General features: G+C 63.2%; 22 protein-coding genes and 3 tRNA genes. 10 read left to right on the forward strand and 15 right to left on the reverse strand.

What is annotated here, in order from left to right:
* Position 1 precedes the first annotated feature (1 nt).
* The 3 genes from def to orn form a co-directional block, all read right to left on the reverse strand.
* Positions 2–574: a peptide deformylase gene (gene def, locus ABD742_RS08020; protein ID WP_234749907.1), complete on the reverse strand. Its 573-nt coding sequence runs from the start codon at positions 572–574 to the stop codon at positions 2–4.
* 127 nt (positions 575–701) lie between these two features.
* Positions 702–774: transfer RNA gene (locus tag ABD742_RS08025), tRNA-His, on the reverse strand.
* A gap of 130 nt (positions 775–904) precedes the next feature.
* A complete protein-coding gene (gene orn / locus ABD742_RS08030) occupies positions 905–1,522 on the reverse strand; it encodes an oligoribonuclease (RefSeq protein WP_308193823.1) in 618 nt (205 codons plus the stop codon).
* 151 nt (positions 1,523–1,673) lie between these two features.
* Here orn and mptB (ABD742_RS08035) point away from each other — a divergent pair, with 151 nt between their 5' ends.
* Positions 1,674–3,299: a polyprenol phosphomannose-dependent alpha 1,6 mannosyltransferase MptB gene (gene mptB / locus ABD742_RS08035; RefSeq protein WP_344787626.1), complete on the forward strand. Its 1,626-nt coding sequence runs from the start codon at positions 1,674–1,676 to the stop codon at positions 3,297–3,299.
* Here the strand turns inward: mptB (ABD742_RS08035) and ABD742_RS08040 are convergent.
* Positions 3,283–4,536 (reverse strand): glycosyltransferase 87 family protein, encoded by a 1,254-nt coding sequence (locus ABD742_RS08040; RefSeq protein ID WP_234749902.1) that lies wholly within the window; start codon positions 4,534–4,536, stop codon positions 3,283–3,285. The two genes, mptB (ABD742_RS08035) and ABD742_RS08040, sit on opposite strands and share 17 nt — an antisense overlap.
* A gap of 34 nt (positions 4,537–4,570) precedes the next feature.
* The gene (locus ABD742_RS08045; RefSeq protein ID WP_234750001.1) at positions 4,571–5,884 is read right to left on the reverse strand and encodes a glycosyltransferase family 87 protein; all 1,314 of its coding nucleotides are present in this window, start codon (positions 5,882–5,884) and stop codon (positions 4,571–4,573) included.
* Positions 5,885–6,088: 204 nt separating this feature from the next.
* Between ABD742_RS08045 and mptB (ABD742_RS08050) the strand changes: the two genes are divergently transcribed.
* Complete coding sequence (mptB, locus tag ABD742_RS08050) at positions 6,089–7,711, forward strand: polyprenol phosphomannose-dependent alpha 1,6 mannosyltransferase MptB (RefSeq protein WP_234749900.1); 1,623 nt, start codon at positions 6,089–6,091, stop codon at positions 7,709–7,711.
* Between the two features lie 7 nt (positions 7,712–7,718).
* Here mptB (ABD742_RS08050) and ABD742_RS08055 read toward each other — a convergent pair whose 3' ends face one another.
* The gene (locus ABD742_RS08055; RefSeq protein ID WP_234749899.1) at positions 7,719–8,396 is read right to left on the reverse strand and encodes a DNA alkylation repair protein; all 678 of its coding nucleotides are present in this window, start codon (positions 8,394–8,396) and stop codon (positions 7,719–7,721) included.
* A gap of 138 nt (positions 8,397–8,534) precedes the next feature.
* On the opposite strand from ABD742_RS08055, the gene map reads away from it, so the two are divergent.
* The gene (gene map / locus ABD742_RS08060; RefSeq protein WP_234749897.1) at positions 8,535–9,302 is read left to right on the forward strand and encodes a type I methionyl aminopeptidase; all 768 of its coding nucleotides are present in this window, start codon (positions 8,535–8,537) and stop codon (positions 9,300–9,302) included.
* A gap of 32 nt (positions 9,303–9,334) precedes the next feature.
* On the opposite strand, the gene ABD742_RS08065 is transcribed toward map, so the two are convergent.
* The 3 genes from ABD742_RS08065 to ABD742_RS08075 all read right to left on the reverse strand — a co-directional run bounded on the left by ABD742_RS08065 (position 9,335) and on the right by ABD742_RS08075 (position 11,470).
* Complete coding sequence (locus ABD742_RS08065; protein WP_234749895.1) at positions 9,335–9,919, reverse strand: GNAT family N-acetyltransferase; 585 nt, start codon at positions 9,917–9,919, stop codon at positions 9,335–9,337.
* 132 nt (positions 9,920–10,051) lie between these two features.
* Positions 10,052–10,124 (reverse strand) — tRNA-Arg (locus tag ABD742_RS08070).
* Positions 10,125–10,168: 44 nt separating this feature from the next.
* Positions 10,169–11,470 carry a hypothetical protein gene (locus ABD742_RS08075; RefSeq protein WP_234749893.1) on the reverse strand — a complete coding sequence of 434 codons (1,302 nt, stop codon included), beginning with the start codon at positions 11,468–11,470 and terminating at the stop codon, positions 10,169–10,171.
* Positions 11,471–11,716: 246 nt separating this feature from the next.
* On the opposite strand from ABD742_RS08075, the gene ABD742_RS08080 reads away from it, so the two are divergent.
* Genes ABD742_RS08080 through ettA form a run of 3 tightly spaced genes read left to right on the forward strand, consistent with a single transcriptional unit; the run spans position 11,717 to position 14,661 of the window.
* A complete protein-coding gene (locus ABD742_RS08080) occupies positions 11,717–12,283 on the forward strand; it encodes a single-stranded DNA-binding protein (protein ID WP_234749891.1) in 567 nt (188 codons plus the stop codon).
* A 42-nt stretch (positions 12,284–12,325) separates the two neighbouring features.
* Positions 12,326–12,931, forward strand: a complete 606-nt coding sequence (locus tag ABD742_RS08085) for a DUF6993 domain-containing protein (RefSeq protein WP_234749888.1) — start codon at positions 12,326–12,328, stop codon at positions 12,929–12,931.
* A 47-nt stretch (positions 12,932–12,978) separates the two neighbouring features.
* Positions 12,979–14,661 carry an energy-dependent translational throttle protein EttA gene (gene ettA, locus ABD742_RS08090; RefSeq protein WP_344787633.1) on the forward strand — a complete coding sequence of 561 codons (1,683 nt, stop codon included), beginning with the start codon at positions 12,979–12,981 and terminating at the stop codon, positions 14,659–14,661.
* Between the two features lie 100 nt (positions 14,662–14,761).
* Here ettA and tesB read toward each other — a convergent pair whose 3' ends face one another.
* The gene (gene tesB, locus ABD742_RS08095; RefSeq protein ID WP_234749886.1) at positions 14,762–15,670 is read right to left on the reverse strand and encodes an acyl-CoA thioesterase II; all 909 of its coding nucleotides are present in this window, start codon (positions 15,668–15,670) and stop codon (positions 14,762–14,764) included.
* 64 nt (positions 15,671–15,734) lie between these two features.
* On the opposite strand from tesB, the gene ABD742_RS08100 reads away from it, so the two are divergent.
* The gene (locus ABD742_RS08100) at positions 15,735–16,409 is read left to right on the forward strand and encodes a DUF8185 domain-containing protein (protein WP_234749884.1); all 675 of its coding nucleotides are present in this window, start codon (positions 15,735–15,737) and stop codon (positions 16,407–16,409) included.
* 310 nt (positions 16,410–16,719) lie between these two features.
* Here the strand turns inward: ABD742_RS08100 and ABD742_RS08105 are convergent, their stop codons facing one another.
* The 4 genes from ABD742_RS08105 to pepN form a co-directional block, all read right to left on the reverse strand.
* A complete protein-coding gene (locus ABD742_RS08105) occupies positions 16,720–17,193 on the reverse strand; it encodes a globin (protein ID WP_308193822.1) in 474 nt (157 codons plus the stop codon).
* A gap of 1 nt (position 17,194) precedes the next feature.
* The gene (locus tag ABD742_RS08110) at positions 17,195–17,923 is read right to left on the reverse strand and encodes a mechanosensitive ion channel family protein (protein ID WP_234749882.1); all 729 of its coding nucleotides are present in this window, start codon (positions 17,921–17,923) and stop codon (positions 17,195–17,197) included.
* Positions 17,924–18,057: 134 nt separating this feature from the next.
* Positions 18,058–18,537: an OsmC family protein gene (locus ABD742_RS08115; RefSeq protein WP_234749880.1), complete on the reverse strand. Its 480-nt coding sequence runs from the start codon at positions 18,535–18,537 to the stop codon at positions 18,058–18,060.
* 101 nt (positions 18,538–18,638) lie between these two features.
* Positions 18,639–21,200: an aminopeptidase N gene (gene pepN / locus ABD742_RS08120; protein WP_234749878.1), complete on the reverse strand. Its 2,562-nt coding sequence runs from the start codon at positions 21,198–21,200 to the stop codon at positions 18,639–18,641.
* A 136-nt stretch (positions 21,201–21,336) separates the two neighbouring features.
* Here pepN and ABD742_RS08125 point away from each other — a divergent pair, with 136 nt between their 5' ends.
* The 3 genes from ABD742_RS08125 (at position 21,337) to ABD742_RS08135 (ending at position 23,890) form a co-directional block, all read left to right on the forward strand.
* Positions 21,337–22,338, forward strand: coding sequence for a hypothetical protein (locus tag ABD742_RS08125; protein WP_234749874.1), 1,002 nt, complete (start codon positions 21,337–21,339; stop codon positions 22,336–22,338).
* A 137-nt stretch (positions 22,339–22,475) separates the two neighbouring features.
* Positions 22,476–22,958 carry a ribose-5-phosphate isomerase gene (locus tag ABD742_RS08130; protein ID WP_284984215.1) on the forward strand — a complete coding sequence of 161 codons (483 nt, stop codon included), beginning with the start codon at positions 22,476–22,478 and terminating at the stop codon, positions 22,956–22,958.
* A complete protein-coding gene (locus ABD742_RS08135; RefSeq protein ID WP_234749871.1) occupies positions 22,958–23,890 on the forward strand; it encodes an Fpg/Nei family DNA glycosylase in 933 nt (310 codons plus the stop codon). The genes ABD742_RS08130 and ABD742_RS08135 overlap by 1 nt, the downstream gene beginning before the upstream one ends.
* 68 nt (positions 23,891–23,958) lie before the next feature.
* Here the strand turns inward: ABD742_RS08135 and ABD742_RS08140 are convergent.
* Positions 23,959–24,032: transfer RNA gene (locus ABD742_RS08140), tRNA-Gly, on the reverse strand.
* Between the last annotated feature and the right edge of the window lie 18 nt (positions 24,033–24,050).

Consider the following 24,050-nt stretch of genomic DNA (forward strand, 5'->3'; position numbering starts at 1 on the left):
GTCAGTGTCCGAAAGGGTCCGGGTCAACACCCGGCATCCAACTCAGCCCGGGCACTCCCCAGCCGTTCTTTTTGGCCTGCTTCATGGCCTTCTTGGCGTAGCGGTCAGCCAGACGGTCCACATAGAGCTTGCCGTCAAGGTGGTCGAATTCGTGCTGCATGACCCTCGCGAACCAGCCCGTCGCCACGAAATCCACCGGTTTGCCGTCGCCGTCGAAGCCCTGGACGCGGGCCCATTCGGCCCTCTGCAGGGGGTAGTGCTCCCCGGGGAATGACAGGCAGCCTTCGACGTCTTCCTCGGGATCGGGAAGGGCGCCGGGGATCTTGGAGAGGGTGAGGACCGGGTTCACCAGAACGCCTTCGTCCGGCGCGTCGTCGTCGTTCGCGTATTTGAAGATGAAGATCCGCTTGCCAACCCCTACCTGGGGTGCGGCCAGCCCGACGCCGTTGGCGGCTTCGTTCGTCTCGAACATGTCGGCAATCAAGGTCCGCAGCTCGTCGTCGAACTCTTCCACCTCGCTCGCCCGGCGGTGAAGCACGGGCTCGCCCCAGATGGTGACTGGCAGGACGGTCATGTCAGGTGTTCCTCTGGTTCTCGGGTCTGGAGCGGATGCCGAAATCGGCCGGGACAAAGCAAAGGCCGCACTGGATAACCAGTACGGCCTTTGGCTGCGATCGATAAAATGCTACCGATCTCATGAGGGTGAGCGACGGGGGTTGAACCCGCGACCTCCTGGACCACAACCAGGCGCTCTGCCAACTGAGCTACGCCCACCATGAGCCTTTTATGCTTTCGGAATGACCCGTTAGCTGCGAAGGCAACGACAAAAACTATACCCCGTCTTGGAGGATGGTTTTGCCACTTTTGACCGTTTGGCTGAAATTTCCCGAAAAGGTGCCGCAGATCACGTGCTTGCCGGGCCGGCTGCAATCTGCTTGGAAATCTTCTGTGCCGTTGCCGTATCAGGACCAGGAGCCGGGACGAACACGGCCTCGCGGTAGTAGCGCAGTTCGTCGATGGAGTCCCTGATGTCACCCAGGGCGCGATGGCCACCATGTTTGGCGGGCGACTGGAAATATGCGCGGGGGAACCATCGGCGCGAGAGTTCCTTGATGGTGCTGACGTCGATGACCCGGTAGTGGAGGTGTTCGACGATGTTGGGCATGTCCCGCGCGAGGAACATCCGGTCGGTTCCGACTGAGTTGCCACCCAGCGGTGCCTTCTTCGGATCGGGTACCCACTTCTCGATGTACTCCAGAACGATCGCTTCGGCTTCGGCCATGGTCTTGCCGTGCGGGAGCTCGTCCAGGAGTTTCGAACGGGTGTGCATGTCGCGGACGAAGTCGTTCATCTGTTCAAGCGCGGCATCTTCGGGTTTGATGACGACGTCGACGCCATCACCCAGGATGTTCAGCTCCGAATCGGTGACCAAGGCCGCGACCTCGATCAGGGCGTCGTTTACAAGGTCGAGACCGGTCATCTCACAGTCGATCCAGACGATGCGTTCATTAGTAATAGGCACCCGCCCAGCCTACCGTTCGGGCGCATGAGAAGGGTGGCGGGGCGCTCCGTTCCGCGCCTGCGGCTTACCGCGGCTGGTAAACTGGGCCGTTGTCGAGCGGTTGTTGCCTGCATCGATGAGCTGGACCAATGTACGTAGGGACTGGAATATCATGACGGCAGGCGGAACGGGCGTGGGCACCTCAAATAGCCGGGATGAGGCAAAGGAACCCGCGGCGCCGTCAGAGAAGGCTGCCGCGAGTCTCTATTACCCAAATGCCGCGCACATCAACACCGGCACCTCCGGCCAGATCAAGGCCTACGTGGCAATCTGGCAAGGATTTTTTGGATCCCTGATGATCTTCGTCGGCTCGATCGGTGCCGGCTGGATCGCCAACGGCTCGCCCATGTTCAGGCACCCCCTTGTCATCGCCCTGCGCACGGAGGGCTGGGGCGTAACGACCTCCACCATCCTGCTGACGGCCGGGGCCATGCTTTTGGTCAGGTCATGGTTGAGGCTCGGGCAAAGGCTCAAGGACTGGGGGCCAGGCTCGCTCAGATCGGTGGTTGTCGCTGTTGCGGCGTGGGCGGCGCCCCTGATGTTTGCCGTGCCCATCTATTCGCGCGACGTGTACGCCTACACCGGCCAGGGCAGGCTGGTGCTGGAAGGCCAGAACCCCTACACCGCGGGGATTTCCTCGCTCAGCAACTGGTTTTCGCTGGGCGCTGATCCTGCCTGGGCTGAAGCCAAGACGCCGTACGGACCCTACTTCCTGTGGCTTGCCAGGTGGGTGGTGGGCATCACCGACGCCCAGCCCGATTTTTCCGTTTTGCTCTTTCGCGTTCTTGCGACTGTGGGAGTGCTGCTCTGCGTGGTGTATGTTCCCAGGCTCGCCGAACTGCACGGGATCAATCCCGGCCGCGCTCTGTGGATCGCCGTGGCCAACCCGCTCTTTCTCATCAGCTTCGTCGCCAGCGCCCACAACGATGCCCTCATGGTGGGCCTGGCGGTGGCCGGAATGTACTTTGCAGCCACCGGGCGCCACATCACCGGGCTTCTGCTGGTCACGGCTTCCATCGGCATCAAGCCGATCACAGTGCTTCTCTTGCCTTTCATAGGCCTCATGTGGGCGGGGCCCGCTGCGGGTTGGGCCCGCAAGTTCCTGTTCTGGGGCGCGACGGCGGGTATCAGCTTTGCCGTCCTGGCAGTGAGCGGAATTCCTTACAACCTTGGCTTTGGATGGGTCTGGGCCATCCTCGATCCGACGCCCGGCTACACGGGATACTCGCCTTCGGGCTTCCTGGGCCAACAGGTCGAGGTGATCGCCAATCTCCTGGGCCTGCCCGGATCCACCGTGGCCACCGGGCTCCGGACCCTCATGAAGTGGGCCGGAATCGGGCTGGTGGTGGTACTGATGTTCCGCGGCGACTATTCACGGCTGGTGCGACGCGCGGCCCTGGCGTTTGCCGCCGTCGTCATGCTTTCTCCGATTATCCAGCCGTGGTACATCCTGTGGTTCATCCCGCTGCTCGCGGTCACGGGCATCAGGGACGACTGGCAGATCAAGTCCCTCTATGTCGCCGTGACATTTTTCGTGGCCTTCGGCGCCCAGGACCAGATTTCGGTGCTGTCCTTCGTGGAACTGAACGTCAAAGTGTCCTCCCTGTCCTTCCTGGTGGCCCTGGGATTCACCGTCTACCTGATGGTGTTGGACGTGCACACGCGCAGACTGCTGATCCGTTCCACCCCTGCGCAACTGCTCCGCAGGCTTGAGCAGCGGCTCAGGCGCTCCGAATAGCGGTTCTTGCGCTGGACTTGCGGCCTAGTTCCAAGGTCCGTTGTACGGACCACCAGAGCAGGACAACCAGAAGCACGTTCCGCGTGGTGAGCACTGTTGCCATCACGGGGTTGGCATGGATCAGCGGCGTGTAGAACAACGGGTAGATCACAAAGGTCGTCATGGCGATCCCCATCAGGAGGGCGGCAGGAACCCGCCAGCGATTCCAGTCGTGGGTCAGCCCGGCGATTACCACCGGCGCAAGCCAGATGATGAATTGCGGCGAACCCACCTTGTTGAACACGATGAACGCGGTGGTCATCATGAGGGCGCCCTCCAGAAACAGCTCTTCCGGTTCGGCACCCCGCCGAAGCGCCCAAAGCAAAAGGGCAGAGCCGGCGACGGCGGCAAGCACCAAGAGCGGCTGCATCATGAAGGCCGCCACATTGGCTCCCGGTCCGTACACCTCGGTGGAATTGATGGCGACGTTGTCGGCGATTTTGGAACCGCCGATGTTGAGCACGCTCAACCAGACCCAAGGGGTTGAGAACGTGGCTTCAAGTTGCATGCCGCGCTCACCCTGGTTGGTCAAGAAGTCGAGGATATGCGGGAGGCCGCCCGAAAGGTAGGTGCCCAGTGCGACGGCGGCAGTTACGGCGGCGCCGCACGCGATGATCCGCAGCCTGCGGTGGCTCGCGATGATGATGGGTACCAGGACGGCGGCCGGCCAGACTTTGATCCACGTGGCGATGCTGAGGAGGATGCCCGCCGCTACGGGCCGCGTGGCGGCATACAGCAGTGCGACCAACACGATGGGTGCCGTGATGCCTTCTACGCGCGCGAAGCTGAGGTAGCCCATGAAAGCGGTAAAGAACAGCCACCACCAGGCAGGGGCAATCCCCGTTGTCCTTCGCGGACCGCGGGTCAAGATGAACAAGCCGGCGGCATTGAGCGCAGTGATGATCAACGTCCACACCAGCAGGTATGGACCCGGGCCCGCGATGTTGGCGAGGAAGATCGGAATCTGGGCGAGTACCGGGTATACCCAAGGGCTGATGGCTCCGTGGAGATCCGCAGGGTTGTAGCCGGTCATCGCCCACTGGCGGTACTGCTCAGTGTCGCTGAACGTGTTTCCGGACAGGAAGAAACTTGCCATCCAGCCGAGGAAATACAGATGGATGGCGGCGAAACCCCACCAAACGCTGGAGGGACGGCCGAACCAGGCGACGGCGGCAGGCGGCAGGGCGGCGTCGCGCACGCGGGCCAGTGCAGCAAAGAATCGAACGGAAATCTCAGGACTCCTTGGCAGCGGCGGCCGGTTCGTTGGCCGGGATCTTCTTGCCCAAAAGGTATAGGCGGCGTACGGACCAGCAGAACAGGACCACCAGCAGGACATTGCGCACCGTCAACACCAGTGCCATCCAAGGGTTGTTGTGGCTGAGTGCGTCATAGAAGAGGGGGTAGATGAAGTATGTGGCCACCCCAATGGCGATGAGCATCGCCGCGGGAACCCGCCATTCCTTCCAGCTGTGGGCAAGCCCGACGGCGACAGCAGGCGCCAGCCACACCATGAACTGGGGTGACCCGACCTTGTTGAACACGACGAAAGCCGTGGCCATGGTCAGGGATCCAGCCAACAACAGTTCGGTGCGGTCCGCCCCGCCGGTTCGCTTGCCGTTGTGCAGTGCCCAGAAGGTCAGGGCGGCCACCAGGATCGCGGCCAGGACAAGAAGGGGCTGCATAAGGAATGACATGGAGGCCGTTCCGGGGCCATCCACTTGCATCGAGTTGATGTCGGTGTTCATGTACATTCTCGAGTCACCCACATGGAGGACCGAGAGCCACAACCATGGAGTGGTGAAGGTGGCTTCCAACTGCATGCCACGATCGCCTTGCTGGGTCAGGAAGTTAAGGAGCTTCGGCAGTTGACCTACGGCCGCCGTGAGGGCGATGACCAGAACGCTGGTCAGAATTCCGGCAGCCACCACTTTGGTTCTCTGCTTGACCACGGTGAACAACGAAAGCATGACGGCGGCCGGCCAAACCTTCATCCAGGTGGCAACACTCAGGAGGGTCGAGGCAATGAAGGGGTGTGACACCCCGTACGCCAAGGCGATCAGCACGATGGGGGCAGTCAATCCGTCCACCCGGGCGAATCCCAGCCAACCCATGATGAAGACGAAGACCAGCCACCACCATCCCGCCGGGATAGCCTCGCGACGGCGGCCCCGTCCCGTGAGCTTGGCGAGAGCGACACCGTTGAGCACGGTGATCATGAGTACCCAGAGAAAGAAGAACGGACCGGGTCCGGCCAGCCCCGCGATGGCCATCGGCACCAAGGCGAGAACAGGGTAGACCCAAGGGCTGGGCCCGCCGCTGAGGTTCTCATCCCGGAACCCGGCCGAGGTCCAGTCCCGATAGATGAAAGTGTCGCTGAAGGCCTCGCCGCGCAGGGAAAGGATCAGCGCGAACACGAGGAAGACCAAGTGCACGACGCAGAAGCCTACAAGCAGGCCCTTGGGAGAATTGAGCCTTACCTCCACCGAAGAGGGAAGAACACGATGGCGGAACCGTGTGAGCGCGCTGAAGAATGAGTCCGTGGAAATGGGAGGATCCTTGTCAGGTAGTTATCGTCACAGGTGCCGTAAGGGCCCCATCCATCCTATCTCAGGCCACTTTCGCGGGCAGACCCATGGTCCGGTTGGCCCCGGGAAGCCAGGGGTGGCGATGCTACAGTTGCAATAATCCATGGCAGCCGGCAGTGCCACTTTGGCCCGGATGCGGCAGGGAACCGGACAGGATTTTGTTTGATGGTGACGTCGAAGTTTCGTGAGCGTGAGGTGGGGAGTTCGTTGGCTCATCCAGAGGCGCTTGGCGATTCCAACGCCCCGGTACACGGCACTGTGATAGCCAAAGCGGCAAGGACGGCGATCCTCCAAGGGTTCGTCGGGTCGTTGCTCATGGTGGCAGGCTCGGTCGGGGTCGGCTGGATGGCGACAACCAGCGGTTCCCTTATCCGCACGCCCCTCTTCATCATGGCCAGGACATCCCCGGTTGGCGTGATCGTCTGCACCGTGATGCTCTGCCTCGGCGCACTCCTACTCCTGCGCTCTTGGCTGCGCATTGCCCAGCGGATCGGCGGATGGAACCCGTCCTCGCGTCCTGTGCTTCGGCGAGCATTGTGGATGTGGGCCCTCCCGATGATGTTCAGCTTGCCGTTGTTCAGCAGGGACGCTTATGCCTACATCGGCCAGGGCCGGCTCATGGAGCAGGGCCTGAACCCATACACCAACGGCATCTCGGCCCTGAGCAACTACTTTTCACTCGGGCCCGACAAATTGTGGACGGAAGCACCGACGCCTTACGGTCCGTTATGGCTCTGGATCGAACAGGGTGCCGTGTGGGTGAGCGCCGGCGTCCCGGAGCTTGCGCTGATTCCCTTCCGCCTGGCTGCCCTGGCGGGGGTGATCCTGCTCGCCGTCTACGCTCCGCGTTTGGCTGCGGTCCATGGCGTGAACCCGGATCGGGCGCTCTGGCTTGGGGTCCTCAACCCGGTTCTCCTGATCAACTTCATTGCCAGCGCGCACAACGACTCCTTGATGTTGGGACTGGTTGTTGCCGGACTGTACTTCGCCTCGGTTAAACGACCCGTGCTTGGAATCGTGCTGATCACGGCCTCGATCGCCATCAAGCCGATTACTTTGATTGCCTTGCCTTTTGCCGGGCTGCTGTGGGCCGGTGCCCGTGCGGGCTGGGGCCGCAGAATGCTCTGCTGGATGGCGACGTTGGGCTTGTCCTTAGGGCTGCTGGCCGCCGCAGGATTGGTGAACGGCCTGGGATTTGGCTGGCTTGGCGCCCTCCAGACTCCCGGCGCCGTCTGGATCTGGTACGCGCCGGTGGGATTGCTGGCACATACGGCCGGATTCGTCGTCGGACTTTTCGGGGGTCCGGGCGTTCCCGTGACGGACGTTATCCAGACTGCCGGAACGGCAGTTTCGGCGCTGGCCATCGTCTGGCTCGCCGTACGGACGCCCGGCCGCGGATTGGGTATGCCCGCGCCGCTCGACGACGAACCCGAGTTCAACAAGACGGTGCTTCGCCGGATGGCCTGGGCTTTCGCCGCCGTCGTCGTTCTGGCGCCGGTGATCCAGCCTTGGTACATGGTGTGGCTGCTGGTGTTCTTTACCGTGACGGGCATCGCGGACGGCGCCCAGCTTCGGACGGTCTTCTATTTGACGGCGTTCTTCACCCTTATCGCGCTGACGGACCAATTGAGTGTCTTCCAGTGGATCCCCATTGAGGTGGTGCGCGGAGTGGCCATCGCCATCGCGGTCTCCTTCATTGCCTACCTGGTGTTCTTTGACAAGAAGACCCACGTGCTGTTCCGCCCGCGTCGCGGAATTTTGAAGCTCAAGCTCAAACCGAAGTCCTGAACCGGAATCAGCCGAGGTGTTTCATCGCTTCACGCAGGGATAACGGGCTCAGCCTGGCCCTTCGGGTTTCCACGTAGCTCCGTACCCACTGAGGATCGGTCTTGGCGTACTCCCGCAGGGTCCAACCGATTGCTTTCCTGATGAAGAACTCCTTGTCGGCCAGGTTGGCGTCAAGCGCCGTGGCCAGAAGTTCTTGGGCCGTGGCCGTCTTTGCCTTGAGCTGGGAGGTGATGGCCGCGCGACGGATCCAGAAGTCCGGGTCGCTTGCCCATGTCCGCAAGAGCGGGGTCAGCGTGCTCCGGTGATGTTGCAGGAGGGCACAAATACGGTCGGAGACGCCGTCGACGAAGTCCCACCATGCGCCTGTCCGGATGATTTCTTCGTAGAGCGGCAACATCTCCAGATCCTTGGCCACGGACTTGAGCGAGGTCAGATCGATGGCCGCATAGCGTTCTTCCCGCCATGTAGCTTCCAGCCAGAGCAGCCGGACATCGTCACGAAGTTCGGCAGGGGACCCGAAGGGGAGTTCCTTCGCGGTCGCGAGGACGATGTGACGGACTACCGGGACCTTGACACCGAGGGAAGGCATGGATGACTTCATGTACGCCTGTGCCGCTTTCGCACGGTCCGGATCTGCCCCTGCCTGCAGGCGTTCCCGGATGATGGCGATTCTTCGGTGTTCCATACCGCGACTTTAGGACACTCCTGCGCAGGGTTCGGACGCGCCTTCCGGTTGACTGGGACGATGACGCCCATAGAGTGGGTGGAAAGAGTTCGTCCGGCGGCCGGTCCGGCCCCTTGTTCCTCATGCTTGGAGGCCTCCGTGTCTATGGTGAAGACGCCAGAAGAGATTGCGCTCATGCGCGAAGCCGGAAGGGTGGTTGCCAACACGCTTTCGGCGGTTCGTTCGCACGCCGGGGTTGGTGTGTCTCTCAAGGAACTGGACGAGGTTGCGGCCGCTTTCATGGAGGCTGCCGGAGCCAAGCCGGCGTTCCTGAATTACCGTCCGCGGTGGGCGTCCACGCCCTTTTCAGGGGTCATTTGCACGAGCGTCAACGACGCCGTGGTGCACGGCATCCCGGACGGATATGTGTTGCAGGACGGCGATCTGTTGAGCGTCGATTGCGGGGCATTCGTGGAGGGTTGGTGCGGGGACGCGGCAGTCAGTTTCATTGTGGGCACTGCGGATCCGGTGGACCAGGAGCTGATCGATGCCACGGACGCCGCCCTCGCCCGCGGAATCGAGGCGGCCAGGATTGGAAACAAGATGGGCGACCTTGCGTATGCCATTGGTGGAGAAGCCAAGCGCAGCGGCTACGGGATCCTTGCCGATCACGGTGGGCACGGCATTGGCCGGACCATGCACGCCGAGCCGAGCGTGCCGAACATCGGACGGCCGGGCCGCGGCGTGAAGCTCGTGGAGGGCCTGGTGATCGCTATCGAGCCGATGTTGATCCTAGGCGGAAGCGATGACTACTACCACGACGACGACCAGTGGACCCTGCGCTCCGCCAACGGCCGCCGTGCGGCGCACAGCGAACATACCGTGGCGATCACCGCGGACGGCCCGGTGGTCTTGACACTGCCTTGACGGTGTTGCCTCGGCATGCGGGCCGCCGGAAATCAGCGCCGTAGGCGCATGACCGCCCTTCCGGGCACCGCCGTGGAAACTGTGGAGAAGCCAGCCGCCTCGAACAACTTCACAGTTCCCTGGTAGAGATCGGCCGGACCGGCCTTGGGGCGCAGCGAGGGATCCACCGGGTAGCCTTCCACGATTTCAGCGCCATGCGCGAAGGCATGCCCGACGGCGGCCTGCAGCAATGCGGTGGCCACCCCGCCCCGGCGGTGGCCGGGAGAAACCACGAAACAGCTCACGGACCAAACTCCCGGGCCTTCCGGGGCGCCTGCTCCTGCGGCCTTGAGGACGCGGGATCGTTCGATACGCGGATAGCACTGGCGCGGTTCGACCGCGCACCAGCCCACCGCTTCGCCGCCCCGGAACGCGAGGACGCCAGGTTCGGGGCCGTCGTCGAATTTGGCTTTGAGCTGTTCCTTCCGCGTCTTAGGGGGAGCCGTCTTCCAATCCTGACCGGTGAGGGCGAACCACCGGCACCAACAGCGCGAAGGCTCGCCGTGGACGCCGAATAGCCTTTCGACATCGGGCCAGCTTGCGGGGCCCGTGATGATGGCTTCGGAGTTGTGTCCCATCCAACCAGCCTAGATACCGAATGCGCTGGCCGTCTCGGTTGTACGCAGACAAAGAAAACACCCCGGTCCGAAGACCGGGGTGTAACCGATGACCCGACTCATCCATGAAGGATGCCTCGACTCATCACAAAGTGCCCCAGGAGGGAATCGAACCCCCGACCGTCGGATTAGAAGGCCGCTGCTCTATCCTCTGAGCTACTGGGGCAGGAACGCACCCAAGTGTATCGCTGGGTTTGGCTAGCCAACAATTCAGGAGGATTGCCCGGCCTTCAGGACCGGGCAGGGGATTCGTACTACGCCTTTGAAAAATACAGGCGAGGTCGGAACATCGTAGAAGTCGGTATCGGACGCAGGTGCACAGAGACTGCGCCCGGTGAGGATGTGCTCGGCCCAGACGGGACCATTGTTTCTCGACGTCGAGGGCGGGAAATACATGGACGCCAAGAGGAGCGAGAAACCCGTAAGCGCCGCGATGGGTGCAGCACGCCCAAACCTTGCCAATGCGGAGGCAAGCAGCGGAATCGTGGCGAGGACGAACATCGTCGGCACTACCGAGTACCTTCCAAACACGAACCTGGCGGGCCAATCCGCAGCAGAAAAGGTTGCGTAGTCCAGGTACGGTGCCGGGTTCGAAACGACGCAGGCAACCCAAATAACGGCCGACGCGGTGATGAAGAAGCCCGCCAGCCATTTCTCCCGCGCCGAGCCCAGGACCAGCACAGCCACCGGGACGGCGAGGACGAGGAGGGAGGCCACGATCATCGGGGCAGCTCCGAAGTTCACGATTTGTTGCATGACACCGGACGCAGTGCCGTAAACGATGGGTCCTGCGGTGTTGATGAACCACCCGTAAACGGGGGACCACGGGTCAAGCGGGTAGCTCGCGCCGCCGCTGGTTCGAGGATGCGTCACCGTCGCAATAACCTGGCAGGCAAGACCCAGGCTGAGACCCGCACGGGCGGCCCACATGTTTTTGTCTCTTAGCCGGTAAAGGAAGAGTGGAACAAAGACAATCGAGATAATCTCGGTCAGGGAGGCGAGGGCTGCGACGACAAAAAGCACGCCGCCTTCCAGTTTTGACTTTGCCGGTTTCATCAATAGCCACGGAGTAAGCCAGAGCAGGTACCAGTGCAGGTTCGCGAAGTTTCCAAGGGTCTCAAACGCGCCGACATTCACGAAAATGGGAACTGCCGCCCAAGCTACGCGGATCCACGTGTTGCTGGTCAAGGCTTGGGAGCAGTGGTACGTCATGAGGGCGACGCCGGCCACAGCCGCGCACGCCAACACGGTGAGCGCTATGGCGTAGTCCTCAAGTGCGAAGAACCGGACAACTACATCGGCTGCGAGGCGGGGGACGACGTGGAGATAGCCTGCGTACGGCCGGATTGGCGTGAAAGTCCGGGTCGGATTCAAAGCGTCCGTGAGAAATACCGCGCCGTCCTCCGCCCACACGACGCCTTGGGCCGTTGGTGGGATCCGCCAGAACGACACCAGTGTCAGCAATATAAGGGCGCCAACATAGCACGCACTTCTAGCCAGAATAATTTTCACGATCTGTCCCCCAAAGAGCAGGCCCGAGACTGGGCGAACGTACCCAATTTAGATGGCGGTTCCGTAATTTCAAAAAGCGCGGCCGGTCTCGGTGGCCGGCGCCCTATTCAGGGAGCAACTCGTCCTCCACAATTCGCCCAAGAACAAGGCTATCCACATACGTGAATTAGGTACTGCCGCGGAAGTTCGCGGCAGGTGAAGCTGAAAGAGCCAGACAGGCAGCTCAACTCACGTTAGGACAAGACCATGAATGACATCATCACTGTCCGGGGATTCGTTGCCACGGAACCCAAAAGTTCGACGACACCTGGCGGAACGGGAACGGCCTCGTTCCGGCTCGGCTCCACGGCGCGCAGGTTCGACCGCGCGAACGATGTCTGGGTGGACGGCAATACCAATTGGTTCAGCGTCCAGGCATTCAGGCATCTCGCGGGAAACATCGGATGCAGCGTCAAGAAAGGCCAGCGGGTCATCGTGGTCGGGAAACTCAAGTTGAGGCAATGGGAACACGAGGGCAAGATCTACCACGTTGCCGAAATCGTCGCCGAGTCAGTTGGGCACGACCTCATGTGGGGCTCGGCGAACTTCATCCGGACCACCAGTAGCACCAGCCCGCAGAGCCTGCCAGCGGCCGCTGAGGTGGGGCCGGAGAACCCGTGGCCTTCGGCCGAGGAAGAGGGTGAGGACGGCCCTCATGACGACGAGGACGGCAGTGCCGCGGCCGAGCGGGAAGTCATTCTTTCGGCCGGAGAAGGCGATGAGTCGGTTCTCGTTGATACTCACACCGGAGAGCTTGTGGACGCCCGGGCTTGAATGACGCGAGGCCTGAAATAGCGCCGGCGCTTGAAACAGGGGATGCTGCGGACAGCCGCGGATGCGATGTGGCGCAGCGGGCAGTGCGCCGCGTGGCAGAATGGCCGGGTGATGAGCAGGGGAAAGCGGCAAAAACCATCAGGACGCCGCCACGCGGCCGGAAGCCCGGGTTTGCTGCTTGCGGTGCCGTTACTCGTGGCCGGGCTGGTGGCCGGCTGCACGGCGCCTGCCCCCGTGGTGTCAGGAAGCACGGCGGTCTCATCGCCTGCCCCATCGAGTACGGCCAGTGCCACTCCCGCTGTCACACCCAGTGCCGGGAGCCCGTCGGCATCGGCATCAGTATCGCTCAGCCCGGGCACTGCCGCCCTGAAGCAGACCATGGAGTCCGTACTCAAAACTATTGCCGCCGCAACCCCCAAACCGGCACAAGATGCATTGCGATCGCAACTCGTTTCGGCCGGCATCCCAGACTCTGCTGTGGAGGTATCCGCGAGCAAGACGCCGACAGGACTGGATGTCGACGCCATCGAGGCCGCGGCCAGGCTGGACAAGGACTGCGTCATGGGCGAGATCAGGGCCGGCCAGGTTTCCGTGTCGGTCTTGCCAGTGTTGGCCAGCGGCAAATGCTTCGTCGGGGATTCCCGCTAGCAGGGCCGAATGTGAGTTATGCCTTGCCACCCATTAGATTTAACGGCATGGCGGAATTCATTTATACGATGACCAAGGCTCGCAAGGCCGTTGGCGAAAAACTAATCCTGGACGATGTCAGCATGTCGTTCTTCCCTGGCGCGAAGATCGGCGTCGTTGGCCCGAACGGAGCCGGCAAATCCACGATCCTGAAGATCATGGCTGGTATCGACACACCGTCGAACGGCGAAGCCCGCCTCAGCCCCGGCTACTCCGTGGGCATCCTCCTGCAGGAGCCGCCCCTGAACGAGGAAAAGACCGTCCTGGGCAACGTCCAGGAAGGCGTGGGCGAGATCTACTCGAAGATCCAGCGCTTTAACGCGATCTCCGAGGAAATGGCCAACCCGGACGCCGACTACGACACCCTGCTGGAGGAAATGGGCCACCTTCAGGAAGCCATCGACGCTGCAGATGCGTGGGACATCGATTCCCAGCTCGAGCAGGCCATGGACGCGCTCCGCTGCCCGCCGGGCGACTCCGACGTGACTGTCCTGTCCGGTGGTGAGCGCCGCCGCGTAGCGCTCTGCAAGCTCCTGCTGCAGAAGCCCGACCTCCTGCTCCTTGACGAGCCCACCAACCACTTGGACGCAGAAAGTGTCCTGTGGCTGGAGCAGCACCTCTCTTCCTACCCCGGTGCCGTCCTCGCCATCACTCACGACCGCTACTTCCTGGACCACGTCGCCGAGTGGATCTGTGAAGTGGACCGCGGCCGCCTTTACCCCTACGAAGGCAATTACTCCACGTACTTGGAGAAGAAGCGCGCCCGCCTCGAAATCCAAGGCAAGAAGGACGCCAAGCAGGCCAAGCGCCTCACCGAGGAACTTGAATGGGTCCGCTCCAACGCCAAGGGTCGCCAGACCAAGTCGAAGGCTCGTTTGGCCCGGTACGAGGAAATGGCAGCCGAGGCTGACCGCACCAGGAAGCTCGACTTCGAGGAAATCCAGATTCCGCCGGGACCGCGTCTGGGTGGCTTGGTCCTGGAGGCGAAGAACCTGCAGAAGGGCTTCGAGGACCGGACGCTGATCGATGGGCTTTCCTTCACGCTGCCCCGTAACGGCATCGTCGGCGTCATCGGTCCTAACGGAGTCGGCAAGACCACGCTGTTCAAAACCATCGTCGGGCTGGAACCGCTCGACGGTGGCGACCTCAAGATCGGTGACTCGGTCAAGATCTCCTACGCCGACCAGAGCCGTGGCGGCATCGACCCCAACAAGACCCTGTGGGAGGTCGTTTCAGACGGCCTGGACTTCATCCAGGTCGGCCATGTTGAAATGCCGTCCCGCGCCTACGTGGCGGCCTTCGGCTTCAAGGGACCGGACCAGCAGAAGAAAGCCGGGGTACTCTCGGGTGGTGAGCGTAACCGCCTGAACCTGGCACTGACCCTCAAGCAGGGCGGAAACCTTCTCCTTCTCGACGAGCCCACCAACGACCTCGACGTCGAAACCCTCAGCAGCCTTGAGAACGCCTTGCTTGAGTTCCCCGGCTGCGCCGTGGTGGTCTCGCACGACCGGTGGTTCCTCGACCGGGTTGCCACCCACATCCTGGCCTACGAAGGTGACGAGGAGAACCCGTCGAAGTGGTACTGGTTCGAGGGTAACTTCGAGTCCTACGAAGAGAACAAGGTGGAGCGCCTCGGTCCGGACGCTGCCAAGCCGCACCGTGTCACCCACCGCAAGCTGACCCGCGACTAAGCGAATTGCTCCACAGAAGGCCGGCGCCCTGGATATTTCTCCGGGGCGCCGGCCTTCTTTGCTCGATGATCCTGGCTGCGTTGTGGCTGCGTTGTGGCTGCTACGACGGGATCCTGAGCATGCCCTCTTGCGCCACCGTGGCGACATGCTGGCCATCGCGGCTGAAGATCTTGCCGGTGGCAAGTCCGCGGGCGCCTTGGGCGCTGGGGGACTCCTGCACGTAGAGCAGCCACTCGTCCACGCGGACGGGGCGATGCCACCACATTGCGTGGTCAAGGCTCGCCACGCTCATGCCTGGCGTCATCCAGCTCAATCCGTTTTTGCGCAGCACCGATTCCAGGATGGTGTAGTCGCTCGCGTAGGCCAGCGCAGCCAGATGAAGGTTGGGATCGTCCGGCATCGGGCCAAAGGTTTTCATCCAGACGGCATTGCTGGCTACCCGGTCCTTGGGCGCTTCCACATAGATTGCGGGATCGACGTGGCGGACATCGAAGGGCCGCTCGAAGGACATGTGGCGGGCGAGCGGATGGTCGTACTTCTGCAGGAGTTCCGCTGTGCTCGGCAGCGTTTCGGGGTCCGGGATTCCGGCCGGCATGGAGGACTGGTGTTCCACGCCCTCGGCTTCGGTCTGGAAGGAAGCGATCATCGACAGGATCGGTTGACCTTCCTGGTAAGCGTGCACCCGCCGGGCGGAGAACGAGCGTCCGTCACGAAGCCGTTCAACGCTGAATGTGATGGGCTGGTTGGCGTCCCCCGGACGAAGGAAATAGCCGTGCATGGAATGGACGGTTCGATCCTCTTCCACCGTGCGCATACCGGCCACGAGGGACTGGGCGAGTACCTGCCCGCCGAACACCCGGTGGCGTGGCTGTTTCTGGGAAGGCCCAAGGAAGATGTCCTCGGCTGTCCTCGCGCCGTCGAAGTCGGCCAGGGACAACAGTTCGATGAGGGTGGATGTGGGGTCCTCAAGGGCAACCTGATGTTCCAGGCCGGCGTGCGCGTCAGTCATGGTTCGACTCTAGACGCCCCCCCTGACCCCTCTCAACCGCGGACATGCCGGTAGAGTCGATGATGTGTCCGATGTACTGACCCAGTCCTTCCATTTCGTCGATCCCCGTGATCTGGCGGATCTCCGCACTTATGTCACGCGTGCCAAGAGCATCGACGATGGCGCCATCCGGCTGCAGGCCTCCGGACGCGTCCTGGCTGCATACGTGTGCGTCCTGAGGCCGCGCATCCTGGGCGAAGCGACGCCGACCATTCTCGGGCTTCGGACCATCGCCCTCGCCGATGACGCGCACGCGGACGTCACGGTGACCCTGTCCTCGGTCCTGGACCGCTTGGCGCGTTCCGGTGCCGACGACGTCGAGCTTCCGATCCCGCCGTCGACCGTTTCCGAATCGTGGGCAGGAGTCGGGGCGCCCCGCAGCGGCTGGGAGCCGCTGGGTTCAGTGCCCGACGCCGATCTCAAGTCTGTCGCGAATGCCGGCATTGCCGAGGTGGCCGGGATTGTTCCGGATCAGCCCGGCGCGTTGATTGTCAACAACACCAGGGCCGCGGTGTGGGGACGGGAGATTCCGGGACTCGACGGCGTGCCCGCAGGCGCGGCGTTCGCGGCCTTGGCGCTCGGTTTCCTTGGCGACGGCGAACACCGGCTCTTCCGCAACGGCCGTTGGTTCCGGCTCAGCGGGAGCCGAGGCCACATCTTGGCACGATCCGGATCAGGCCTGGGCTTCAAAGCCCGCTGAGATTGGGGCAGGCCCTTTCGTGTCGCGTTCCGCGCCACGTAGGGACCCTGCTGCCCCACTCTAGGCTGGGGCAGGCCCTTTCGTGTCGCGTTCCGCGCCACGTAGGGACCCTGCTGCCCCACTCTAGGCTGGGGCAGGCCCTTTCGTGTCGCGTTCCGCGCCACGTAGGGACCCTGCTGCCCCACTCTAGGCTGGGGCAGGCCCTTTCGTGTCGCGTTCCGCGCCACGTAGGGACCCTGCTGCCCCACTCTAGGCCGGGGCAGGCCCGGGCTATAAGCTCAGGGCCGGCACATGGCGCCGTCTTACAAGCTCAGGGCTGCTGGACCGACGGGCTGTTGACCATCGTGAGCGCGGCCCGCTCCATGTAGTCCCACAGCGTCCCTTGGTGTAGCGGCGACAAGCCGAGCGAATCCACTGCCGCGCGCATGTGGAAGAGCCAGCGGTCCTTGGCTTCGGGCGTCACCTGGAACGGCATGTGCCGCATCCGCAGCCGGGGGTGTCCACGTTCCTCGCTGTAAGTGCCCGGACCGCCCCAATACTGCTCAAGGAACATGAGGAACCGTCGCTTTGCCGGGGCGAGGTCTTGTTCGGGGTACATGGGCCGGAGCAAAGGATCTCCGGCGACGCCGTCGTAGAAGACATCGATGAGTTTCACGAAAGTCCCGTGGCCACCGATGGCCTCATAGAAGCTGTCGGTGTAGGCAGGCTGGCTGAACGGATCGTTTTGCATCAACTGCCGCCGTTCAGCAGGCTGCGGCGTTGCTGATTCCGGCTGGGTGGCCATGTCACTCGCCTGCTTTCTGCTCTTGAATCTTGAGGGATTCCTTTGAAGATTGAGGCGCACCGGATGCAGCGGTTTCGGCAGGCGCAGTACCCGGGGGTGCAGGCGGAACGTCGTCCGGGACGGCGGGTTCCTCCGGCACGTAGTCGCCTTGCGAGCGGTTGCCCACCCGAAGGATTTCTCCGTTGCGCAGATACCAGATGGCGCCGTCTTCGGCCCGGAGCCGGGTGATCCGGAGGCCTACAGATTCAACGGTGCCAATCACTTCTGTGGTCACAATCACATCGCCGATTCCGAACTGGTCCTCGATGGTGATGAAGATGCCGGACAGGAAATCGCGGATGAGCTGTTGGGCGCCGAAGCCAATGGCCACACCCAAAATCCCGACGCTCGTGAGCAGCGGTGCAATATCCACATTCAGGTATTTGAGGACGTAGATGATGACGATGACCACCACAACCACGCTCAGCACGCTTGTCAGCAGCGAGCCGATCGTGTGGGCGCGTTGGGCGCGCCGTTCATGGTCGAGCGCCCGGAAGGCCGGCTGGACCCACCTGAAATGCGGTTTCTTGAAGAAGCTGGTGCCCTCGGCCACTCGGCGGGTAATACGCAGGATGATGAACCGGGCCACAACCCAGACCACCAACCCAATGCCCAGCGTCACGAAGATTGACGCGTAATCGATTTTGGCTGCATCGGCCACGATGTTGTCGGTCGACGAGGCGACGTTCATGTGCGGGAATGCTCCTCACGGGATCCAATTGTTCGCCGGGCCCTTTTGCCGGGCGCTGAACACTCTGTCCACGGTCAACCCTATCGCCGTAGCGTGGCCGGTCGTGCATCCTGGTTCTTGGCTGAACAGCCTGGCTAGCTGACGGCCGCCATCGTGCTTGGCTCATGCAGAACGGGAAAATTGACGCTCCTCGCGATAAAGCACACCTGGTTGGCCTCATGGTGCAGTTCGTCCACGAGGGAAATATGCGCCGGGTCGGCAACCGTGACTTGCGGCTTCAAGGTGACGTTCTCGAACTGGCCGCTGCCATCGCGATTGAGCCTCATCAAGCCCTCGGCGTGGTCCACGTAATCCGTGACCACCACCCCGTGTTTGACCGCGACATGCAGGAAAGACAGCATGTGGCACTGGGAGAGTGCGGTGAGGAGCAGTTGTTCGGGGTTGTACCGGCTGCGGTCGCCATGGAAGGTGGGGTCCGAGGATCCCTTCAGGACGGGCAGGCCGGGGATCTCGACGTCGTGGTCCCTCGTGTAGCCGCGGTAGGTGGAAGTCCCGGTGCCCAGATTTCCGGTCCAGCGCACGGTCAGGGAGTAGCGGTGTTCGTCCAGGCTCATGGGGAAAGTCTAGCGGGGGGTGCTTTCGCGGGCGGCATACGGAAAGGCCCCGGTTCCATTGAAGCGGAACCGGGGCCGGAGGGTGATTTATCCGATGGTTTTTAGACGTCTGCCGCGCGGGCTTTCAAGGCACGGGCAACGCCGTCGCGGTTTTCGAGCATCATGCGGCGCAGGGCGCTGCTGTCCGCCGGCAGCTCAGCGAGGAACTTGTCCGTGCGGTCAACCGTGGCCTGCGTGGTCAGTTGCGCCGGGTAGAGCCCGACGACGATTTGCTGGGCCAGCGCAAAGGTGCGGCTGGCGACAATCTCAGGTACGGCCTCAAAGTACTCCTCGGCGTACGGCTCCAGCAGGGAGGTGTCCAGCACCCGGGTGAAGCCCGTGACGGCGGAGCTTTGAATGGCGTTGGAAAGCTCGCCCGTGACCACGATCTTCTTCCACGCGGCGGCCTTGGCCTCGGGTGTAGGAAGGGCAGCCGTCGCCAAGGCGGCGGCGTTCTGGCCATTGGCCGTGTGGTCGCGCCCGAGTTCGGCGTCGATCCGGTCCTGGCCTTCGCGCCCGCCCACCACCAGCGCGGTGAGGAGCTCCCAGCGCAGGTCCTGGTCAACGGTCAGTCCGTCCAGGACAATGCTGCCGTCCAGGACCGCTTGGATTGTCTCCAGTTGGGAGCTGCTGGCGGAGAGCAAGGCGAAAGTTTTCACGAATTGCAGCTGGGCGTCCGATCCGGCAGCCGCGGTGTTCGAAAGTTCCCACAGCGTGTCAGCGGCGGCCACCGTGGCGGCATCCTTGTGTTCGGCCGCGACGTAGTAAGTCAAAGTAGTGGCCAGCTGGCGCAGCTGGGTCTGGATCACGGAGGAATCGGTCTCGGACGCGATGTTCGCCAGGATCAGCTCGGCGTAGCCACGGGCCGGGGTTTCGCCGTCGCGGGCTGCATCCCACGCAGAGCCCCATACGAGTGTGCGGGGCAGGCTGCCGGCGAAGTCCTTCAGGTGGGCCTTCGCGGTGGCCAAGGAGGTGGGGTCGAGGCGCACTTTGGCGTAGGCGAGGTCGTCGTCGTTGAGCAGGACCAGGTTCGGACGCGCCATTCCGGCAAGGGCGGGAACGTCGGTCCGGGGGCCGTCGACGTCGAGCTCCTCCCTGTGGGTCCTCTCAAGTTTGCCTTCGGCTGAGAGGTCATAGAACCCCACGGCGAGGCGGTGAGGCCGCAAGGTGGGCTGCTCGACGATAGCCGTCTGCACGATCGCAAAAGACGTGATGGTGCCGTCCGGGTCGACCTCGAGCTCGGGGGAGAGGGTGTTGACGCCGGCAGTCTCGAGCCAGAGCTTGCCCCACTGGTCCAGATCGCGGCCGCTGGCAGCTTCGAGTTCCTTCATGAGGTCCACCAGTTCGGTGCTCTGCCACGCATGCTTTTGGAAGTACTCGCGGACGCCGGCCATGAACTGCTCCGGTCCCACCCAGGCAACCAACTGCCGCAGCACGGAAGCTCCCTTGGCATAGGTGATGCCATCGAAGTTGACCTCGACGTCCCGGAGATCGTTGATCTCGGCGAAAATCGGGTGGGTCGTGGGCAATTGGTCCTGCCGGTACGCCCAGGATTTCTCCACCGAGGCAAAGGTGGTCCACGCCCGGTCAAATTCGGTGTTCTCGACCGCGGCCAGGTGGGACATGTACTCGGCAAAGGACTCGTTGAGCCAGAGGTCGTTCCACCAGCGCATCGTGACGAGGTCCCCGAACCACATGTGGGCCAGCTCGTGCAGCACGGTGATGGCGCGGCGTTCGATCTGGGCGTCGGTGACCTTGCCCCGGAAGACGTAGCCTTCGAGGATGGTCACGGCGCCGGCATTTTCCATCGCGCCGGCATTGAACTCGGGAACGAACAGCTGATCGTACTTCTCGAAGGGGTACGGGAAGCCGAACTGGGCCTCGAAGAACGCAAAACCCTGGCGGGTCAGTTCGAAGATGTTGTCGGCGTCCAGGTACTGCATGAGGGACTTGCGGGCGAACACCCCGAGCGGGATGACGCGGCCATCGGAGCTGCTGACCTCGCTGCGGACCGATTGGTACGGTCCCGCGATCAAGGCGGTGACGTAGGAAGATATGCGGGGAGTCGGGGCGAAATGCCAGACGGAGCGCGCGCCGCCGTCGTCCGCGGGAGTGGTTTCCACCGGTACCGGAGTGGGCGAGTTGGAGATCAGGTCCCAGTGCGAGGGTGCAGTGACCGTGAACGTGAATGCGGCCTTCAGGTCCGGCTGCTCGAACACAGCGAACATGCGGCGGGAATCGGGCACCTCGAACTGCGTGTACAGGTAGACCTCGTTGTCCACCGGGTCCACGAAACGGTGCAGGCCCTCACCGGTGTTCATGTAGGGGGCATCGGCAACTACCCTGAGTTCGTTCTCCGCGACGAGCCCGGGCAACTGGATGCGCACGCCGTCGGACACCACCGCCGGATCGAGTTCGGTGCCGTTCAACGTCACGCTGTGCACGGTGTCCGTGATCGCGTCGATAAAGCTCGAGGAGCCCTCGACGGCGGAAAACTTCACCACCGTGGTGGAGCCGAAGACCGAGGCGCCCTTGGTCAAGTCGAGAGTGACGTCATACGAGGTCACGCTGAGCAATTTTGCGCGCTGTCCGGCTTCGGCGCGCGTCAAGTTCAGGCCTGGCAAGGTTTGCCTCCAAGAATGGTTTCGAGAAGCCGGTTGGTTTCAGCCAGCGCCGGCGTGTGAAGTCATTCTTTCACTTGATTCCGGCTTGGCAAGGACGCTCGATCACAGTGTCGCCGGCGCGGGGTAGCGTTGGAATATGGGAAAGATGCGCGACTCGTTGGACCTCCGGGCACTCCGCTTTGCGGTGGCGTTTCCAGTGCTGCTGGCCGGCGCATTTGCTGTGTGCGCACTCATGTTGCGCAACAACCTTCCCGATCCTGTCGCCATCGCGTGGAACGCCGACGGCGGAATCAGCTTTGCGCCGTTCCTCACCTACGTTTTAGGCGGCGGAGGCTTCCTGGTCGTCGCGGGCTGGCTGGTGTTCATCCAGGCGGTTCCGCTTGCCCGGCCCGTGATCATGCGCCGGGTCATGATGGGCATGGGCCTTATGGTGACCCTCTTCATCACCTCCGTGCTGGCCGCCGGCCTCGTGGGGCAAACCGGGCTCACCGACGCCCGCAGCTCCCACGTCGATGCCACGGTCCTCGCGCTGGGCGCGGGCGCGGCCCTGCCCCTGGGCGTGGTCATGATGATGGCTTTCAAGCCTGACCCGCATTGGACACCGGAAGACGACGCCGCCCTCGAGGACGAAAGGATCCGGACGGAAGACCCCGGCCTGGCGGAGGATTCCATGTTGCTGTGGGTCCACGCGCGGAGTTCGGTGTTCGTGATGATCTGCGTGGCCACCTTGTTCCCCGCCATGTTGATCGCGATTGCGCTCCCGTGGTTGGGCGCACTGCTGGCAGTGGTCGCCGTCATAGGAGCGTGTTTCCTCTTCGTCCGGGTCAGGGCGGACAGGGGAGGCGTGCAGGTCTTTGTCGCGGGGGTTCTGAGGGTCCTCACGGTGCCTGCCGTGGATATCGCAGGCGCTGCGGCGCAGGAAGTCAGGGCCGCCGACTTTGGCGGCTGGGGACTCCGGCACCACGGAGGAGCGACGGCCATGCTCGTAAGCAGCGGTCCCGCCGTCGTCGTCCGTCAGCTCAGCGGCCGCAGGGTGGCGTTCAGCGCCGGGACCTCGGCCACTGCGGACCGGCTCGCAGGAATCCTGAACCGCGTCGCGGCGCGTGCCCAGCGCGGCGAGCAGCCTCCGGCCCCCTAAGCGCCGGAAGGTTGTCCGGCCTGCTGGCTTCGTCTTAAGAGGTGAGCCGGGGCCCGATCCTAGTAACCTAGGAACCGCATCCCTCACCGCCGCGCCCGGCATTGCCGCGTTCGCGTGCCAGACTGAATGGACTTCCTGTGACCACACCCCGCGTCCACATTGCCACGGACCACGCCGGCATGGAGCTCAGCGCCCACCTCGTCAGCCACTTGACTGCCAAAGGCTACGACGTTGTTGACCACGGCCCCAAGGTGTACGACGCCCTGGATGACTACCCTTCGTTCTGCATCAACGCGGCCGCGGCCGTAGTTGCCGACCAAGAGGCCGGCGTTCACGCACTGGGCATCGTCCTGGGCGGATCCGGCAACGGTGAACAAATTGCCGCGAACAAGGTCAAGGGTGTCCGGGCCGCACTCGCCTGGAACCTCTCCACTGCGAAACTGGCCCGAGAGCACAATGACGCCAACGTGGTTGCCGTCGGCGGCCGCCAGCACACCGTCGAGGAAGCCACCGAACTGATCGAGGCCTTCCTGGAAGAACCGTTCAGCAACGACGAACGCCACGTGCGCCGCATCGGAAAAATCGCCGTCTATGAGAACACCGGCGAAATCGTTGCGTAGTGCCTGAAGGGCATTCCATCCATCGCCTGGCACGCCAGTTCCAGGATGTTTTTGCCGGCCAGGTGCTGGAGGTCTCCAGCCCCCAAGGCCGTTTCACTGCGGGCGCGGCGCTTTTGGACTGCCACGAACTGCTCGAAGCGACGGCGCACGGCAAGCAGCTCTTCCTCCGTTTTGACCATGGGGTGCTTCTGCATGTCCATCTGGGTCTCTACGGTGCGTGGAGTTTCGGTGGCGATGAATCCTTCCGCGGGGCGTCGAGCATCGGGGCGCCGCGCCGGATCGGCGAACGCGAGACCTTCTCGCAAGAGGCAGAGCAGGATGCTGGCCTGGGTGCGGGTCCCGGTGCAGGGAGCCCCATAAGCAGCTACGCGGGTCCGCCCGAGCCGGTGGGTGCCGTGCGCGTGCGCCTCGTTTCGGCGAACGGCTGGGCAGACCTGAGGGGCGCCACCACGTGCGCAGCGATCACCGAGGCGGAGGCCGCGGCCGTCCTGGGGCTCTTAGGTCCCGATCCCCTCCACAACCGCCCTGGCGACCGCGAGGAGTTCATCCGCCGCTTGCTGCGCCGCAAGACCGCCGTCGGGCTCCTCCTCATGGACCAGTCGGTCGTGGCCGGGATCGGCAACATCTATCGCGCGGAGGTGCTGTTCCGCCGGCGCGTTGATCCGTGGACTCCGGGCAGCTCCTTGAACGCCGAAACCGCCGGTCGCCTGTGGGATGACACCGTGGCGGCGATGTCCGACGGAGTCCGTGACGGGCGGATTGTTACGACCCCGTCGGCGTTGTGGAGCGGCGGGACCGCCGGAGCGCTCGACGGCGAGGCGCACTTTGTCTACAAGCGGCAGGGACAGCCGTGCCGGCGATGCGGCGAAGTAGTGGGGATGGCCGAGATCGGTGCGCGCAAACTCTATTGGTGCCCCGGCTGCCAGAACTAAAGTTCGCCCCTGGCGGGTGCAACGCGCGGAAACACGAAGGGCCCCTCGATGAGGGGCCCTTCGTTCTTTGGAGGGGACGACGGGAATCGAACCCGCGTAATCAGTTTGGAAGACTGAGGCTTTACCATTAAGCTACGTCCCCGGGCAAGACTGCATGGAT

The organism is Arthrobacter ramosus (genome assembly GCF_039535095.1).
In the GTDB taxonomy this organism is placed as follows: domain Bacteria; phylum Actinomycetota; class Actinomycetes; order Actinomycetales; family Micrococcaceae; genus Arthrobacter; species Arthrobacter ramosus.

Coding starts and splice junctions, on each gene's coding strand:
- def (WP_234749907.1), bottom strand. CDS start 574: ATGACCGTCCTGCCAGTCACCATCTGGGGCGAGCCCGTGCTTCACCGC.
- mptB (WP_344787626.1), top strand. CDS start 1,674: ATGACGGCAGGCGGAACGGGCGTGGGCACCTCAAATAGCCGGGATGAG.
- mptB (WP_234749900.1), top strand. CDS start 6,089: ATGGTGACGTCGAAGTTTCGTGAGCGTGAGGTGGGGAGTTCGTTGGCT.
- ABD742_RS08055 (WP_234749899.1), bottom strand. CDS start 8,396: ATGGAACACCGAAGAATCGCCATCATCCGGGAACGCCTGCAGGCAGGG.
- ABD742_RS08065 (WP_234749895.1), bottom strand. CDS start 9,919: ATGGGACACAACTCCGAAGCCATCATCACGGGCCCCGCAAGCTGGCCC.
- ABD742_RS08080 (WP_234749891.1), top strand. CDS start 11,717: ATGAATGACATCATCACTGTCCGGGGATTCGTTGCCACGGAACCCAAA.
- ABD742_RS08085 (WP_234749888.1), top strand. CDS start 12,326: ATGCTGCGGACAGCCGCGGATGCGATGTGGCGCAGCGGGCAGTGCGCC.
- ettA (WP_344787633.1), top strand. CDS start 12,979: ATGGCGGAATTCATTTATACGATGACCAAGGCTCGCAAGGCCGTTGGC.
- tesB (WP_234749886.1), bottom strand. CDS start 15,670: ATGACTGACGCGCACGCCGGCCTGGAACATCAGGTTGCCCTTGAGGAC.
- ABD742_RS08105 (WP_308193822.1), bottom strand. CDS start 17,193: ATGGCCACCCAGCCGGAATCAGCAACGCCGCAGCCTGCTGAACGGCGG.
- ABD742_RS08110 (WP_234749882.1), bottom strand. CDS start 17,923: ATGAACGTCGCCTCGTCGACCGACAACATCGTGGCCGATGCAGCCAAA.
- ABD742_RS08115 (WP_234749880.1), bottom strand. CDS start 18,537: ATGAGCCTGGACGAACACCGCTACTCCCTGACCGTGCGCTGGACCGGA.
- ABD742_RS08125 (WP_234749874.1), top strand. CDS start 21,337: ATGGGAAAGATGCGCGACTCGTTGGACCTCCGGGCACTCCGCTTTGCG.